The sequence below is a fragment of the Pseudomonas sp. Sample_22 genome (genome assembly GCF_004307635.1).
Lineage (GTDB): Bacteria > Pseudomonadota > Gammaproteobacteria > Pseudomonadales > Pseudomonadaceae > Aquipseudomonas.
The window spans coordinates 92,194-107,585 of record NZ_RCNY01000066.1; the positions used below are offsets into that span (position 1 = coordinate 92,194).

13 protein-coding genes, 4 tRNA genes and 1 pseudogene are annotated in these 15,392 nt (G+C 58.0%); 13 read left to right on the forward strand and 5 right to left on the reverse strand.

Translation table 11 applies throughout. The features are described 5' to 3' along the window. Nucleotides 1-74: 74 nt before the first annotated feature. Both D8U73_RS17840 and D8U73_RS17845 read left to right on the forward strand, forming a co-directional pair. On the forward strand, nucleotides 75-1,226 hold the full coding sequence (locus D8U73_RS17840; RefSeq protein WP_130905268.1) for a TDT family transporter: 1,152 nt from the start codon (nucleotides 75-77) through the stop codon (nucleotides 1,224-1,226). A gap of 96 nt (nucleotides 1,227-1,322) precedes the next feature. Further along, the gene (locus D8U73_RS17845; RefSeq protein WP_056852918.1) at nucleotides 1,323-3,197 is read left to right on the forward strand and encodes an MFS transporter; all 1,875 of its coding nucleotides are present in this window, start codon (nucleotides 1,323-1,325) and stop codon (nucleotides 3,195-3,197) included. Between the two features lie 123 nt (nucleotides 3,198-3,320). Here D8U73_RS17845 and sugE read toward each other — a convergent pair whose 3' ends face one another. The 3 genes from sugE to rdgC all read right to left on the reverse strand — a co-directional run bounded on the left by sugE (nucleotide 3,321) and on the right by rdgC (nucleotide 5,799). Beyond that, nucleotides 3,321-3,635, reverse strand: a complete 315-nt coding sequence (gene sugE, locus D8U73_RS17850; protein ID WP_056852917.1) for a quaternary ammonium compound efflux SMR transporter SugE — start codon at nucleotides 3,633-3,635, stop codon at nucleotides 3,321-3,323. A gap of 118 nt (nucleotides 3,636-3,753) precedes the next feature. Then, nucleotides 3,754-4,719, reverse strand: coding sequence for a bile acid:sodium symporter family protein (locus tag D8U73_RS17855; RefSeq protein ID WP_056852916.1), 966 nt, complete (start codon nucleotides 4,717-4,719; stop codon nucleotides 3,754-3,756). 159 nt (nucleotides 4,720-4,878) lie between these two features. After that, on the reverse strand, nucleotides 4,879-5,799 hold the full coding sequence (gene rdgC, locus D8U73_RS17860; protein WP_008060875.1) for a recombination-associated protein RdgC: 921 nt from the start codon (nucleotides 5,797-5,799) through the stop codon (nucleotides 4,879-4,881). Between the two features lie 159 nt (nucleotides 5,800-5,958). On the opposite strand from rdgC, the gene D8U73_RS17865 reads away from it, so the two are divergent. The 5 genes from D8U73_RS17865 (at nucleotide 5,959) to D8U73_RS17885 (ending at nucleotide 8,050) form a co-directional block, all read left to right on the forward strand. Next, nucleotides 5,959-6,034, forward strand: a tRNA-Val gene (locus D8U73_RS17865). A 15-nt stretch (nucleotides 6,035-6,049) separates the two neighbouring features. Beyond that, nucleotides 6,050-6,126: transfer RNA gene (locus D8U73_RS17870), tRNA-Asp, on the forward strand. Nucleotides 6,127-6,314: 188 nt separating this feature from the next. Then, nucleotides 6,315-6,390 (forward strand) — tRNA-Val (locus tag D8U73_RS17875). A 15-nt stretch (nucleotides 6,391-6,405) separates the two neighbouring features. Next, nucleotides 6,406-6,482 (forward strand) — tRNA-Asp (locus tag D8U73_RS17880). A 197-nt stretch (nucleotides 6,483-6,679) separates the two neighbouring features. Next, entirely contained in the window at nucleotides 6,680-8,050 is a 1,371-nt protein-coding gene (locus tag D8U73_RS17885; RefSeq protein ID WP_130905269.1) for a hypothetical protein, read from the forward strand. Here D8U73_RS17885 and D8U73_RS17890 read toward each other — a convergent pair. Both D8U73_RS17890 and D8U73_RS17895 read right to left on the reverse strand, forming a co-directional pair. After that, entirely contained in the window at nucleotides 8,039-9,217 is a 1,179-nt protein-coding gene (locus tag D8U73_RS17890) for a catalase family protein (RefSeq protein ID WP_130905270.1), read from the reverse strand. The genes D8U73_RS17885 and D8U73_RS17890 overlap by 12 nt on opposite strands. Further along, complete coding sequence (locus D8U73_RS17895) at nucleotides 9,214-11,022, reverse strand: di-heme-cytochrome C peroxidase (RefSeq protein ID WP_130905271.1); 1,809 nt, start codon at nucleotides 11,020-11,022, stop codon at nucleotides 9,214-9,216. Before D8U73_RS17895 ends, D8U73_RS17890 begins: the two co-directional genes overlap by 4 nt. A 266-nt stretch (nucleotides 11,023-11,288) precedes the next feature. On the opposite strand from D8U73_RS17895, the gene D8U73_RS17900 reads away from it, so the two are divergent. From D8U73_RS17900 to D8U73_RS17925, 6 genes and pseudogenes are all read left to right on the forward strand, one after another. After that, nucleotides 11,289-12,002 carry an FKBP-type peptidyl-prolyl cis-trans isomerase gene (locus D8U73_RS17900; RefSeq protein ID WP_056852913.1) on the forward strand — a complete coding sequence of 238 codons (714 nt, stop codon included), beginning with the start codon at nucleotides 11,289-11,291 and terminating at the stop codon, nucleotides 12,000-12,002. 293 nt (nucleotides 12,003-12,295) lie between these two features. Continuing rightward, a complete protein-coding gene (locus tag D8U73_RS17905) occupies nucleotides 12,296-12,751 on the forward strand; it encodes a DUF1232 domain-containing protein (protein WP_130905272.1) in 456 nt (151 codons plus the stop codon). A gap of 114 nt (nucleotides 12,752-12,865) precedes the next feature. Further along, entirely contained in the window at nucleotides 12,866-13,210 is a 345-nt protein-coding gene (locus tag D8U73_RS17910) for a helix-turn-helix transcriptional regulator (RefSeq protein ID WP_056852911.1), read from the forward strand. Then, nucleotides 13,207-13,578, forward strand: a complete 372-nt coding sequence (locus tag D8U73_RS17915) for a hypothetical protein (RefSeq protein ID WP_003223109.1) — start codon at nucleotides 13,207-13,209, stop codon at nucleotides 13,576-13,578. The genes D8U73_RS17910 and D8U73_RS17915 overlap by 4 nt, the downstream gene beginning before the upstream one ends. Beyond that, a complete protein-coding gene (locus D8U73_RS17920; RefSeq protein ID WP_056852910.1) occupies nucleotides 13,579-13,986 on the forward strand; it encodes a sel1 repeat family protein in 408 nt (135 codons plus the stop codon). It abuts the gene before it with no gap. A 208-nt stretch (nucleotides 13,987-14,194) separates the two neighbouring features. After that, nucleotides 14,195-15,392: pseudogene (locus D8U73_RS17925) on the forward strand (type IV secretion protein Rhs); the annotation flags it as partial.

Sequence of the window (15,392 nt, forward strand, 5' to 3'; positions counted from 1 at the left end):
GATATTACCCGTTATATCGATATTCCATCTGGCTCTATGATGAACTCCACCTCACCAGAGGACAGGAGTTCATCATGACCTGCATCCACATCGCCAAACCCGGTATCAAGCCGTTTCGTCATCTGCAACATCCAATGGAGGTCATTCGCCAGTTCACCCCCAACTGGTTTGCCGCCACCATGGGCACCGGTGTATTGGCTTTGGCGCTGGCACAATTGCCGGGCGCCAATCCCGCGCTGCACGCAATCGCCGAAGGTCTTTGGCTGTTCAATATTCTGTTGTTTGTATTGTTCACGGGCCTTTATGCCGCGCGCTGGGTTCTGTTTTTCGACGAGGCTCGCCGGATTTTCGGACATTCCACGGTTTCGATGTTTTTCGGCACGATTCCCATGGGGCTGGCGACCATCATCAACGGCTTTCTGCTGTTCGGTTTGCCACGTTGGGGCGAAGGCGTGATCGCACTGGCCGAGGTGTTGTGGTGGCTGGATGTCGCGATGTCGCTGGCGTGTGGGGTGCTGATTCCCTACATGATGTTCACCCGCCAGGAACACCGCATCGACCAAATGACCGCCGTCTGGTTGCTGCCGGTGGTGGCGGCGGAAGTGGCAGCTGCCAGTGGTGGCTTGCTGGCGCCGCACCTGGCCGACGCTCATTCGCAACTGGTGGTGCTGGTGACCAGTTACGTGCTCTGGGCGTTTTCCTTGCCGGTGGCGTTCAGCATTCTGACGATTCTTCTGCTGCGCATGGCCCTGCACAAGTTGCCCCACGAGAACATGGCCGCTTCCAGTTGGCGGGCATTGGGGCCGATCGGCACCGGCGCGCTGGGCATGTTGCTGCTGGGCGCGGATGCGCCAGCGATTTTCGCCACCAACGGTATGGCGGGTAGCGGCGAGATTGCCGCCGGCCTGGGCCTGGTCGCAGGCATCACGTTGTGGGGCTTCGGCTTGTGGTGGATGCTGATAGCGATCCTGATCACCCTGCGTTATCTGCGTGCCGGCATTCCTTTCAATCTCGGCTGGTGGGGCTTCACCTTTCCGTTGGGGGTCTACTCTTTGGCAACGCTGAAGTTGGCCAGCACCCTGCACCTGATGTTTTTCAGTGTGTCTGGTTGTGCTCTGGTGGCGTTGTTGGCGGTGATGTGGCTGATCGTAGGCACGCGCACTGCACAGGGCGCCTGGAGAGGGGAGCTGTTCGTCTCGCCATGCATTGCAGGATTAAAGAAATAACCTGCGAAGTTTAGGTAATGTGTGGCCTGGATCGAGGTTCGACAATCCAATCAGAAAACCCGGCCACTTTTACCCAACCTCAGGGAAACATGGAAGATGAGTCATCCCTCACAGTTCACCTTGCTGCGCACACGTCGATTCCTGCCGTTCTTCGTGACCCAGTCCCTGGGGGCGTTCAACGACAACATCTTCAAGCAGTCGCTGATCCTCGCCATCCTGTACAAACTCACTATCGACGGTGATCGTTCGATCTGGGTCAATCTGTGTGCGCTGTTGTTCATCCTGCCGTTTTTCCTGTTCTCGGCGCTGGCCGGGCAGTTCGGGGAAAAATTCGCCAAGGACGCGTTGATCCGTCTGATCAAGCTCGGGGAAATCGCCATCATGGCGGTAGGCGCGATCGGTTTCATGTTCGATCACCTGTGGCTGATGCTCGTGGCGCTGTTCGCCATGGGTACGCACTCGGCGCTGTTCGGGCCGGTGAAGTATTCGATCCTGCCGCAAGCCCTTCGCGAAGATGAACTGGTCGGTGGCAACGGCCTGGTGGAAATGGGTACGTTCCTGGCGATCCTTGCCGGGACCATCGGCGCCGGGATCATGATGTCTTCCAGTCATTACGCCCCGGTCGTTTCGACGGCGATCATCGGCATTGCCGTGCTCGGTTACCTGGCCAGCCGCGGTATCCCGCGGGCTGCAGCGGCGACCCCGGAAATGCGCCTGAACTGGAACATCTTCAGCCAGTCCTGGGCCACGTTGAAACTGGGCCTGGGGCAAACCCCGGCGGTGTCGCGTTCGATTGTCGGCAACTCGTGGTTCTGGTTCGTCGGGGCGATTTACCTGACGCAAATCCCCGCCTATGCCAAGGAGTGGATGCACGGTGACGAGACCGTTGTAACGCTGATATTGACGGTGTTCTCGGTCGGTATCGCCGTCGGTTCGATGCTCTGCGAAAAGCTCTCCGGGCGTAAAGTCGAAATCGGCCTGGTGCCGTTCGGTTCGTTTGGCCTGACCGTGTTCGGCTTGCTGCTGTGGTGGCATTCCGGGGGGATTCCCGACAGCGTTGCGGGCCATGGCTGGATCGACATTCTCGGCTTTGGCCACACCTGGCTGGTGTTGCTCGACATCCTCGGCCTCGGCGTCTTCGGTGGTTTCTACATCGTGCCGCTGTACGCGCTGATTCAGTCACGCACCGCCGAGAACGAGCGGGCGCGGGTGATTGCCGCCAACAACATTCTCAACGCGTTGTTCATGGTGGTATCGGCGATCGTTTCGATCATCCTGCTGAGCCTGGCCAAGCTGTCGATTCCGCAATTGTTCCTGGTGGTGTCGCTGCTCAACATCGGCGTCAATGCCTACATCTTCAAGATTGTTCCCGAATTCACCATGCGCTTCATGATCTGGCTGCTCAGCCATTCCATGTACCGGGTGGAGCACCGCAATCTCGAACGGATTCCCGATGAAGGTGCCGCTCTGTTGGTGTGCAACCACGTGTCGTTCGTCGATGCCTTGTTGATCGGCGGTGCAGTGCGTCGGCCGATTCGCTTTGTCATGTACTACAAAATCTACAACCTGCCGGTGCTGAACTTTATCTTCCGTACGGCGGGGACGATTCCGATTGCCGGACGTCAGGAAGATATCCAGATCTACGAACAGGCCTTCACGCGCATTGCCCGGTATCTGAAGGAAGGTGAGCTGGTGTGCATCTTCCCCGAAGGCAAGCTGACGGCGGACGGCGAGATCAATGAGTTCAAGGGTGGACTGACGCGGATTCTCGAGGAGACGCCAGTGCCAGTGATTCCGTTGGCTTTGCAGGGGTTGTGGGGAAGTTTCTTCAGCCGCGATCCGGGCAAGGGATTGTTTCGTCGGCTGTGGTCGCGGGTGACACTGGTGGCGGGGCCGGCGGTGGCGGTTGAGGTGGCCGAGCCTGCCAAACTACAGGCTTTGGTTGGTGACTTGCGCGGGACCGTCAGGTAGTTGGTGACTGTACTGGCCCCATCGCGGGCAAGCCCACTCCCACAGGGATTGATGGTGTGCTCCAAATAGGTGGCACAACGTAAATCCTGTGAGAGCGGGCTTGCCCGCGATGGCGGTAGTGGCCTAAGCGCTGACCTTGAGCCCAACCAACCCGGCAATAATCAACGCCACACTGGCCAGCCTGAACAACGCCATCGACTCACCGAACAGGATGATCCCGGCAATCACCGTACCGACGGCGCCTACGCCAGTCCAGACTGCATAGGCCGTACCCAGCGGCAATTCCTTCATGGCAAGGCCCAGCAAACCAAGGCTGATCGCCATGGCCGCGAGGGTGAGGGCAGTGGGGAGTGGTCGGCTGAAACCGTCCGTGTACTTCAGGCCCACAGCCCAGCCGACTTCAAACAGGCCGGCGAAAAACAGAATGATCCAGGACATGTAAGACCTCATCGATTGACGGGGTCGTCCCCAGATTGATGACTCGATCGAGCCGCGAGGTCGTCCTCCCGGTGCGCAATATAGTGCCCAGCATTAATCCGGGGATCAAGTTGCCGGATCAGTCGGTGGCTTGCTGACCCGCGACTTTCCGGTCTTGCTTCTCGCTCATGCGGCGGAAATACGTCGAAAGCAGCGCGCCGGAAATGTTGTGCCACACACTGAACAACGCACTCGGCACTGCCGCCAGCGGCGAGAAGTGTGCACTGGCCAGCGCGGCACCCAACCCGGAATTTTGCATGCCGACTTCCAGTGCCAGGGATTTACGCTGGGCCAATGGCAGCTTGAATACGCGTCCGGTGAAGTAACCCAGCAGGTAACCGAAGCTATTGTGCAGCATGACCACCGCCATGATCAGCAGGCCGGATTCGGCGATTTTCGCCTGGCTGGCGGCGACGACGGCAGTGACGATAATCACGATGCTCACCACCGAGACCAGCGGCAACACGTCCACGGCGTGACGAACCTTGTCCCCGAGCAAGCGTTGGGCAACCACGCCTAATACGATCGGCAGCAGCACCACTTGCAGAATCGACCAGAACAACTCCATGAACGAAACCGGCAGCCAGGCCGAAGCCAGCAACCAGATCAGCGCCGGCGTCAGCAGTGGGGCGAGGAGGGTGGTAACCGCAGCGATGGCCACCGACAGTGCGAGATCGCCACGCGCCAGCCAGGTCATGACGTTTGAAGAGGTGCCGCTAGGGCAGCAGCCGACCAGGATAACGCCGACGGCGATTTCCGGCGGTAGATGGAATGCCTGGCAGAGCAACCACGCCACACCGGGCATGATCACGAAATGCGCAACCACGCCGAGAGCCACGCGCCATGGATGGCGAGCGACTTCGGCGAAGTCTTCGAGTTTGAGGGTCAGGCCCATGCCGAACATCACCAGGCCCAGCAAGGGCACGATGGCACCTTTGAGGCCAATGAACCATGCCGGTTGCAGGAATGCCACGACAGCGAAAATCAGTACCCAGTAAGCGAAAGTGTTGCCGACAAAACGACTCAATGCAGCCAGTGCGCGCATGGCCTGATCCTTATTATGAGAAAAGCGTTAGGGAGCTAAGCATACGCTGCTTGCAAAAAAAAGATCGCAGCCTGCGCCAGCGTCGCCTCAGGAAAAAGTTTTCCGTAGGCGCCGCCGAAGGCTGCGATCTTTTTGAGTGCCGATTATCTGGGAAAGAAGTCAGATCCCCTGCGGAGTCTCTTCGCCACCCAACGCTTCAACCAGCGCCGGCAGGAAATCGCCGAAGGTCAGCATCATCAGGGTGAAGCTGGCATCCAGTTGGCCGAGGGCTTCGTCGCCGCCGTCCTGTTCTGCCTGGTCTTGCAGCAAGTCTTCAAATTTCAGGCGCTTGACCACCATCTTGTCGTCGAGCACGAAGGACAGCTTGTCCTGCCAGGCCAGCGACAGCTGAGTGACCACTTTGCCGGTGCTCAGGTGCAGCTGGATTTCTTCGCTGGTCAGGTCCTGACGCTTGCAGCGCACAATGCCGCCGTCTTCGTGGGTATCGCGTAGCTCGCACTCGTCCAGCACAAAGAAATCGTCGGCGGCTTTCTGCGTGGTGACCCATTCGGTCATGGTCGCGGTCGGCGACATCTTCACCGTCAACGGGCGCACTGGCAGGGTGCCAATCACTTCACGCAGGGTCGACAGCAGGTCTTCGGCCCGTTTCGGGCTGGCCGAATTGACGAGGATCAGGCCCTGTTTCGGCGCGATGGCGGCGAAGGTCGAGGAGCGGCGAATAAAGGCACGAGGCAAGAAGGCCTGGATGATTTCATCCTTGATCTGGTCGCGTTCTTTCTTATAGACCTTGCGCATTTGCTCGGCTTCGATCTCTTCGACCTTTTCCTTTACCGCGTCCCGCACGACGCTGCCAGGCAGAATACGTTCTTCCTTGCGCGCGCTGATCAGCAGGAAATCTCCGCTGACATGTACCAGCGGCGCATCCTCGCCCTTGCCGAACGGGGCGACGAAACCGTAGGTGGTCAACTCCTGGCTTGCACATGGGCGCGCCAGTTTGGTGGCCAGTGCAGTTTCCAACGCCTCGGCATCAACAGGCAGATCTTGGGTCAGGCGATAGATAAGCAGGTTTTTGAACCACATGGGGTGAGTCTCTCCTTTATACAAAGGCGGGCATTATTGTCCTCCGTGTGCCATAGGCCAACCCTTCTCTAAGCCTTTGGAAGGCATCAGAAAATTAATTAAAAAAGTGCTTGCCAGAGGTAGGGTCGCTCCGTAGAATGCGCGCCACACCGAAGCGAAGGGTGATTAGCTCAGCTGGGAGAGCGTCTGCCTTACAAGCAGAATGTCGGCGGTTCGATCCCGTCATCACCCACCACTTTCAACGCTACGCGCAGCGGTAGTTCAGTCGGTTAGAATACCGGCCTGTCACGCCGGGGGTCGCGGGTTCGAGTCCCGTCCGCTGCGCCATATTCGGTAACCTGGAACACTGAACGCCAGGTCACCACGGAAAAACCCGCCAAGGCGGGTTTTTTTATGAATGAAGTTCCTGCAGGTTGCATCGTTTCACCGGTTTTTAGATTTTTTTGAAAAAAACTTCAATTAAATCAACACTTTATAAAAACCTGTGGCATAATGTGCCCCGCAACGAAGGTAAAGGGTGATTAGCTCAGCTGGGAGAGCGTCTGCCTTACAAGCAGAATGTCGGCGGTTCGATCCCGTCATCACCCACCACTTTCAACGCTACGCGCAGCGGTAGTTCAGTCGGTTAGAATACCGGCCTGTCACGCCGGGGGTCGCGGGTTCGAGTCCCGTCCGCTGCGCCATATTCGGTAACCTGGAACACTGAACGCCAGGTCACCACACAAGAAGCCCGCTTTATGCGGGCTTTTTGCTGTCTGGCGTTTGGCAATTCTGTGTATATAACTATGTAGTGCCTGCAAGGCACGCAGCTTTCGGATGATGGGCAACGTTTCCATGACAGTCATGGGAAGTGTTCGATATCTACCGAGAGACTGAAAACATGAATACCCTCCCTCCTGAAACTACTGTTTCGTCATCGGCTGCCGCTCCGGCAGCAGGATCGAATCCGGCTTTTCTGACCTGTGATGACGCAGCGGCCTTCATGCATGAGTCGTTGAAAGGTCGGCGAAGTATCGAATTCACCGGCTTCATCCTCAAAAACACGGAAGGGCGCTTTTATTGTGCCCTGGAAGTGAAGAGCGCCGATGAACTTGCTGACACAGAACTCCCCCGCGATTTCCCGTTAACCGTAGCCGTGAATCTTCTCGGTGAGATGGAAGTGCCCAGCGGCTATTCCCTTGAAGCGAGCCTGGTCTCCCGCGTCGACAAAGCAAAAGGTTTCGACGAAAGCGCCGTAGAGTGGAACCAGCGCAACCTTTTCCATTCGGTTGCTGATTTGCACGCGGTCATGTCTTCGCGACGTCAATATTCCAGGTGTTATCTGTCGGCCAGTGATGGCGGGCTTATTGCCTACACCTCAAGCCTTTCCGACTTCGAGAAGGAGTTGTCGCCAAGGCTTCAGCTAAAACCTGACGGGAGACCGCAAAACTTCGAGAGTTTGTATGAAAGAGGTGCAATCCCGAGCAGTGTTCTGATTTTGCTGGCGATTGCGGCGGGTGAGGTAACCACTGTGGTAGCCGGTAGTCTCTGGAGGCGCAGGGGCAGGCTCAAAGCCAGTTGGAGAAACGACATACTGCAACATAATCCGCCAATCGAGTTGATGCCTGTCTGTGGTCCGGTTCTAAAGGCTGTCAGTGCTGTGGCTCATTATCTTCATGAACAGATGCTCAAGTTATCACACCTGCAACAGCACGTCGGCATCATTCTCAAGCATAAAACTCAGGACGTTTTTGTCGTCACCGCACCGGTGGCGAGCGATTACGCCAGTTTTGACCGGCACACTATCTTTCCCAAGGGGCCCCAGGCAAACGTGCTGCTGCCGGCACAGTTTCGGATTCATGGCTTCTATCACTCCATGAAAACTATCGCTGATGACAGGCTGCCCGCGCAGGAAGTGCAGCTGTATAAAAACTTTTTCTCTGCCAATGATCTGCGCACCGGGTTAAGCCGATTTATCGTCGCACCGCATCATCGGGTATTTCTGTGTACGCCGAGTGGGGCTGTTTTGCGATTCTCCAAACCGGAACCCGAAAAGCTGCAAAACCTGATGGCGCAGTTGGATCCCCAAAACGCTGACTATCAAGATTTCGAACAGAAGATTCTGAGCGGTGAGATGCGTGTGCAGGCGTTTGTCGATCGGCTGGCGGCTGCCGGAACCCTGAGCGTCCTTTATCCTGGCGATGTCTGGGCAAAGGGCAGGGTCCTGGCTCCTACGGCAACTGTGATCATGGGGGACGAGTCAGCGCAATGAAGACTCGGCATTGCGACTGTGTCGATAGTCACTGACCGCCTCATAAACAGCTTTGCGCAGCCGATTGATTCCACCGATGGGGCGGTGCGCCTCAAGCCCGAACCACGGATTGAACGAAAGGTTGTCGCATTGCAGATTCTGCGCAGGCGTATCGAAATCCTGAGGCGGCAAAGTGATCCGTGCCACCGTTTCGAACGGGGAATCCTGTTCACGCCATTCGATGCTGGTGTCCTCGATCGGCATGTACTTGTTCGCATCCTGGCGCTGGATCTGCAAGGCAAAGCAGGCCGGCACCCGGTCGGTGGACAATTGCTGGTTAAGAGCATTGCGCAGAAAGTTCGGCAGATCGCGGTTTTGCCTGGGTAAAACGTATGTCGGGCAATTATCCGGATCCGGCCTCACCCGAAACTTCGCATTCGCCTCGCCGAACTTGTACGGCGATACAGAGAAGTAAGTGCTTTGCGTCGGGCTTTCTGGCGGCGGGGACAGCGTTGCCAGCGCAATGAACAGGTGGCGGACCTGCCAGGTTCGCGGATCCCATCCCGGAAAAAACGCCATGATTTTTTGCCCATTGGCTTGAGCCGCGACATTCTGCCGATACTCGGCAACATCGCTGACAAAGAAATTCGGATGGCTGAACATCACAAAGTCCTGTTCATGCTGCCCCTGCCGGTCAGCAAGCAGCGGCGTACCCGCAACATCGAGCAACTTGATCGCCATGCCTCGGGCATCGCGCATGCTGTCGAACTGCGGATAGGCATTGCCGTTGGAAAAACGCAGGGTGGCCTGCCAGACCTTGCCCGGCTCACTGAATACACCCTGACGCAGTTCCTGCGCCAGTTGCGGCAACACCTGCACTTGGGCTTTGACACAGCCATGTGCCTTGGCGTGGGCGTCGCGCAGATAACGGGTGCTCTCACGGTGCTGGTCGACGATGCGCACAGCGGTCTGGATCACGTCCTGGGTCATGGCTGATTCGCCGTCCGGAATCTGTTCCAGTGCAGAAACCGGTCCACGGTGCTGCCAGACGAACCACGCAGTAGTCAGAGCCCAGATCAGCAGGCCGATGCCGAGCGCGATCAGCAAGCACTTGCCGAGCAATCGGCCCAGGCGCAACCACACCCTGGCAAGCAGTGGCAGATCCTTCTTGAAGGTGGTCATGATCATGGCAGTTGCGCCTCCAGCGGGCCGCCCAACACTTTCAGGTACTCCAGCAGCGCCCAGCGCTCTTCGGGTAACAGCAGTCGGCCAATGACACCTCTGCCGCGCTTGCCGGCGCGGAATTCATGGCCGCTGTTGTGGTTGCCGGTGATGCGGGTATCGAACAGGAAGCCATTGGTGAACGCTTCTGTGCGATAACCCAAATGCCGCGGATCGTATTCGAAGGTGCCTTTGTAGAACGTGGTGGATCGCTCATCTTGAGGCGACAACAATTGATAAAGGGTGGGAACCGAGCCGTTGTGCAAAAACGGGGCAGTCGCCCAAACCCCTGCCAGTGGGCGAGCCTTGTAAGCGACCTTTTCGCGAACGCCGATAGGCAGGCCGAAGCCATCGAGCCGAGGCTTCTCTTGGGCAGTGACATCGGCTTCACGATAAGCGCGCTTTTCGACGAGCGCGGTGACATAAGCCAGGCCCCTGGCTACCGATAGCTGACTCAAGTCCAGCGGTTCCTTGGGCGTGGGGTGCAACTTCACGTCCATCTGCTCCAGCTCTGCCAGGTTCCATTGCAGGGCGGTCAAATCAAATCGGTGGTTGGCGATATTGTTCGCCGCGCTCGGATCCGTACCGATGAAGTCCACTGGCAGCATGTGCAAACGTTGCACCCAGCGCTCACCTTCCTGAGTCTTGTGCGGGACATGGCAGCCGGCGCAATTTTCGGCAAACAGTGTGCGGCCCCTGGCTGCGAGCGGTTTATCGACAATGCCGAACAGGGCTTGCGGCCAGGTGGGTGGTTTCAGGCGCTGCAGGGTTTCTTCGATCGCATGCAGGTCGCGCACGCGGACGCTGGAGGCGTAGCGCTCGTCGCCTTGCAGGGGCTGGCCGTTGGCGTCGAAGAAACTCAAGGTTGCGCCGACGCCCAGCGCCTCACCGATATTGCGTGCCATCGGCTGTTGCGCCGACCCGTTCCATTGCACCCAGTCGAACGTCCACATGTCCCATAGCTGTGGATAATCCACCGGGGCGTTGGCGACGCGATAGTTGGTCGGGGAAATGGCGTCTCCGAAGGTTGCATTGGCAATTCGGCCAAAAGCATCGGTGCGGCCAGGACCTTCCTCGGTGGGGTAGAGACCGCGATGGGTATCGTTCCAGGCGACCTTGAGGAACGTGTTCAGCGAGTTTTTGAAGTCCCTGCGCAGTTGCGCATGAGCAGCATCGTAGTTTTCGCCCAGTACTTGGCGGGCGAAACGCTCGAACTTCCAAGGGTTGTAGTAGGTAGATGTCAGGCTGGCGACCAATGCCTGTCCGAAACTCCCGCCGCGCAACGTAGGAACGCTGGAAGGCAAAACATGTTGCGCCGAGCCACCATCGATGCGCACCGCCTGGCCGTTTAACCGCAGTTCACCGGTGTGGCAAGCGGCGCAAGTTATGTCCAGATATTGCTCCGAACTTCCGGGGTTTCGGTGCCGGGTGAAGCCTACCGGCAAGTTGCCGGGATTGTTCGGCGTGGCTTTTTGCTGGGGATCAATCAGAAATCCAAAGCGAGCGAGGTATTGCGGTGAGGCGAAACGCTGTTGCGAGAACGGCAGTTCGAGGGCTTGGAACCACTCGTAGCGCAGGCCTTTGACCTGTGTGCCCTGAGGCGTGAAGTAATAGGTTTGCCGTTCCTCGGCACTCCACTGATCCAGGTAATGCACTTGCTGCACTGGCGAATGGAAGGGCAATTTGGGGTTGGCGATGTAATACAGAACCACGGCCAGCCCAGCCACCAACAGAAAAACGACCACAATCAGCAAGCGGAGGAGGAGGCGCAAGATGAACATCCTTGTCGATTTTTCGCCCGTTATGCCTGAGTGGCCAATTAGCGGCAAGAGGCCATTACGCCATATGTCATCAGGGCAGAACTGCCTCCTTCAGATCAATCTGACAGAAGTTTCATCTTGCTCAACTGCAAAAGCGTTTAAACACCTGAACTTATCGTAAAACTCTTGCTCTCATGCCGGTAGCCATTGGTCGTGGCGGCCTGATAAGCTCGCGGCTTTACTCGATTGCCCTTTCGGCGCATGAACAAGGAAATAGCATGAAACAGCATCGGTTGGCAGCGGCGGTTGCCCTGGTTGGCCTGGTACTCGCGGGTTGCGACTCGCAGACCAGCGTAGAGCTGAAAACCCCGGCGCAAAAAGCTTCCTACGGCATTGGCCTGAACATGGGCAAAAGCCTGGCTCAGGAAGGCATGGATGACCTGGACTCCAAAGCCGTAGCCCAGGGCATCGAAGATGCCGTCGGCAAAAAAGAACAGAAACTCAAAGACGAAGAGTTGGTTGAAGCGTTCGCCGCACTGCAAAAGCGTGCCGAAGAGCGCATGGCCAAAATGAGCGAAGAGTCGGCAGCCGCCGGCAAGAAATTCCTCGAAGAGAACGCCAAGAAAGCTGGCGTAGTGACCACCGCTTCGGGCTTGCAGTACGAAGTGGAAAAGAAAGCCGATGGCGCTCAGCCCAAGCCGACTGATGTAGTGACCGTTCACTACACCGGCAAGCTGACCAATGGCACCGTGTTCGACAGCTCCGTCGAGCGCGGCAGCCCGATTGATCTGCCGGTCAGCGGCGTGATCCCGGGTTGGGTCGAAGGCCTGCAACTGATGCACGTTGGCGAGAAGTACAAGTTGTACATTCCTAGCGAACTGGCTTACGGCGCTCAAAGCCCAAGCCCGGCCATTCCAGCCAACTCGGTGCTGGTATTCGACCTGGAACTGCTGGGCATCAAAGATCCGGCAAAAGAAGACGCTGCCAAGTAAATCGGCGCCTGGGTCACAAACAACGCCTCGCTTATGCGGGGCGTTGTTGCATCCGGCATTTGGCGCGGATAAACAAAGCGAACAGATGCTGTAGGCTGGAGTCATAGCCAATGTAGGACCGCTGCTAACCGCGCAGGGCTGTCAAGTCAATGAAATCTTGGGTTTTTTTTGATGTGTAAAAAACGCCCGATCTAAGTTCGGCCCTTGTGTTGCGGGGCTTTCAGCCGTGAAAAGCAGGTCTGTTCACAAGGTTATCCACAATTTGTGTGGATAACATTCTAGTGGGAGGAATGATGAAAGCACCCTGGAGTTTCGCTCGTTTCTTGCCACTGGCCGGGCGCCTGATCGCACGTGGGCGATTGCCGACTTTGTTGTTCGCCGTGGCCAGCAAAAGTGCCAGCCAAGGTAACCGGTTGGGCAAACTTAAAGATGATTTGCGTCTGTTGCAGGCGCTTTGCCTGGCGTACTGGCGCGGCGAGTACCGGGCCATCAGCCCCAAGGCGTTGATCTCCGTGGTGGCAGGTTTGATGTACTTCCTCAGCCCGGTGGATGCGATCCCGGATTTCCTGCCTCTGTTTGGCATGATCGATGACATCGCCGTACTCGCCTGGCTCATGAAAGTCCTCGACGATGAGCTCAACGCGTTTCGCGCCTGGCGTAAACGGCAATTGCCGGAGAAGCTTGCCGTGGTTGAGCGCTTGCCCGATACGCCGGAACAACTTCACCTTCAGGGACCGAAAAAAAGATAAGTCGACCCCGACTTATCCTCAGATAGATACCCCCCGCGACCTTAGCCGCTGTTAGGATTACACTTCTAGGGAAAAGTGCCGACTCGCTAAGTGTTGTTGTCCTACGGGGTAGTCATGGATATTCAGATAATTACACGCGAAGGCGAGCCCGAATATGCGGTTTTGCCATGGGCTCAATATCAGGCTCTACTGAAAGCAGCAGGCATCAAAGAAGCACCGTCGAGCCCGGCCCCGGCGCCGCTGGCCGCGACAAGCCAAGACCCGACCCTTCCAGGTCTTGATCAACTACGCAGTTTGCGCGAAGGAAAGGGCATCGCCATTGAAGCGTTGGCCCGCACGGTAGGCATCAGCCCATCCTATCTGGCCATGATCGAAAGTGGCGAGCGTCTGCCCGACGCCGCGATACGTCGCAGCCTGGCCTGGGAGTTGACGGTGCCGGGGTGGAGGGATGAATCGTGAGCGTACGCATCAGTCGTCAACACTGGGATGGATTGCTGGGTGAGCTGGATCAGGCGCGCCGGCAGCGTCATCTACTGACTTATCGAGCATTGCTGGAGCGTTTGCAGTTGCCGACACCGGCCATGCAAACCTTGACCGCGGCACTGGAACATCTGGCCGCGCTGGACGCCAAAGCCGAGCAGCCGCTGCGCAGTTCGCTGGTGATCAGCCAGGGTGCCAGCCGCCTGCCACGTACCGGTTTTTTTGAATGCGTCGAGCGACTGGGGCGCTTTTCCGGGCCCTCCGATGGCGTCGCAGCAGCGTCGTGGCATGCCTCGGAAGTGGTGCGTGTTTTCGAATACGAATACCCGGAATCGGCGGAAGCCTGAATGTTTTTTCGACTCAAGGCGCGGGCTGGGTACTGGCTCGCGCGCAGGCTGTTTCACTGGTCATGGTTTGTGCGTCAACCGCGCGGCTGGAAATGGCTTGAGGGCCAGTTTGCCCGCATGGCGAACCTGGGCGATGTTGGTGCCCAGAGCTTCTATGGTCACATCCTGACCTTCCGCGGCGTCGGACTGGGGGCTCGCGAGGAAGGCATACGCCTTCTGCGTCTGGCGGCATTGGGCGGGGATGGCAAAGCAGCCTATCAGGTCGGCGTGATCTACCTTTCCGGAAGCCCGAGCAAGGCGCCGGATCCGGCTGAAGCGGCGCGGTTCTGGACCATCGCCGCGAAGGCCGGACATCCGCTGGCGCAGATCAAACTGCAGGCGCTGGATTCCCCTGATAGCACGCATTAAAGACTGACCTGTTTGCTGAGCGCGGCGCTGGGATCGACCCCTGCGCCGCGTTTTTGCTTTTAGCGAAACGCCCTACAGCAACCTCATCCTTGCCTGACTTCTTTCCCCGCTGAACCCCCGCAAAGTCCATTGCGCCAAATTTCCTGCGCGAAGGATTGCTTATGTTCGACCCGGTTTTTTACGTGGCCCCAGATGTTCCGGTGGGCTGATGGATCACGTCACCCGTATTGAGCGAGAGCTCGACAGTTTCCCGGACACCCTCACGCTGTACCGCCAACAGCTCAAGCGATGGTTCAGCCAGGCCGCCGATCAGGTCAGCCGCGCTACGGACATGCCTTCGCTGATGGGCATGGAGCGGGTGATCAAACTGGGTAATACCAGCACCGTGGTCAGTAGTGCAGACGACGACTTCATCTCGACCGTGGCGCAGTGTCCGAAGGGTGGAATCCTGCACATCGAGAGCAAGTTCGAGTCGGTGTACGACGTTCCGCTGGGGAACATCAAGGTTGATGTGATTGCGGTGGAGGGTGGCGAGACGAAGCCGGTGACCCTCGACGCAGACGGCAAAGGTGAGTTCGAGGGAGAGCCGGACAAATTCTATCGCGTGCGCGTGCAAGGCGAGGTCACAGAGGCGCAGGTTGAAGCGCTGTTCTCCTCCTACGACGGCCTGTCCCTGGACCTGGACAAGTGGCTGCGCAATGAGTGGGAGGGGTTCAAGCCGCAATGGTCGCAGTCCTCTTCAACCGCCGTGGGCAACGGCTTGCTGGCCGGGAGTTGGGCGGCGATCGAGGGCGTGTGGGACGGGATCAATCTGCTTTCGGACATCCTCAAGGATCCCGAGGCGTTTGTTGCGCGACTGGGCAGCAGTGCAATTGCGTTGAAGGAAATGGCGCAGAAAACGCCGCAAGCCATGGCAAGAATCCAGCTGCTGGCCAGTGACGAAGCGGCCCTGTGTCTGCTGTTGCGCACGGCCAGTCTCTGGCTGGAAATGCTGCCGCCCAGCGTGATCGCTGGCAGCACCGCCGAAGCGCTGTCGAAGGTCGTGGTGGAGTTGCTGATCGACATCCTGATCGCCATCGTCCTGACCTTTGCCACGGCCGGGGGCGGTGTGGCCTATCTGGCAACGCGTTTGGCGGGGCGGGGCGCGCAGATGATCAGTGCGCTGACGCGTCTCGTCAATGCGTTGTTCGCCATCGTCAACACCTTCAGCGGTTACGTTGACCGCTACAAAAATGTGGCCGCACGGGGCGTTGCGGCGGGCCTGAAAAAAGGCCGGATGCAACTGCGCTGGAATGCTCGCAACAACACCTCGCTGAAAAAACACGAGCACCACGACGACGCCTCGCAACAGGCGAAAAACCCCAACGGCGACAGCGCCGACGCCGCCGACCGCACCGCCACCCATG

Excerpts from the sequence above, each read along its gene's own strand:
- D8U73_RS17840 (WP_130905268.1), top strand. The coding sequence starts at position 75 with ATGACCTGCATCCACATCGCCAAACCCGGTATCAAGCCGTTTCGTCAT.
- D8U73_RS17845 (WP_056852918.1), top strand. The coding sequence starts at position 1,323 with ATGAGTCATCCCTCACAGTTCACCTTGCTGCGCACACGTCGATTCCTG.
- sugE (WP_056852917.1), bottom strand. The coding sequence starts at position 3,635 with ATGTCCTGGATCATTCTGTTTTTCGCCGGCCTGTTTGAAGTCGGCTGG.
- D8U73_RS17855 (WP_056852916.1), bottom strand. The coding sequence starts at position 4,719 with ATGCGCGCACTGGCTGCATTGAGTCGTTTTGTCGGCAACACTTTCGCT.
- rdgC (WP_008060875.1), bottom strand. The coding sequence starts at position 5,799 with ATGTGGTTCAAAAACCTGCTTATCTATCGCCTGACCCAAGATCTGCCT.
- D8U73_RS17885 (WP_130905269.1), top strand. The coding sequence starts at position 6,680 with ATGAATACCCTCCCTCCTGAAACTACTGTTTCGTCATCGGCTGCCGCT.
- D8U73_RS17890 (WP_130905270.1), bottom strand. The coding sequence starts at position 9,217 with ATGATCATGACCACCTTCAAGAAGGATCTGCCACTGCTTGCCAGGGTG.
- D8U73_RS17900 (WP_056852913.1), top strand. The coding sequence starts at position 11,289 with ATGAAACAGCATCGGTTGGCAGCGGCGGTTGCCCTGGTTGGCCTGGTA.
- D8U73_RS17905 (WP_130905272.1), top strand. The coding sequence starts at position 12,296 with ATGAAAGCACCCTGGAGTTTCGCTCGTTTCTTGCCACTGGCCGGGCGC.
- D8U73_RS17910 (WP_056852911.1), top strand. The coding sequence starts at position 12,866 with ATGGATATTCAGATAATTACACGCGAAGGCGAGCCCGAATATGCGGTT.
- D8U73_RS17920 (WP_056852910.1), top strand. The coding sequence starts at position 13,579 with ATGTTTTTTCGACTCAAGGCGCGGGCTGGGTACTGGCTCGCGCGCAGG.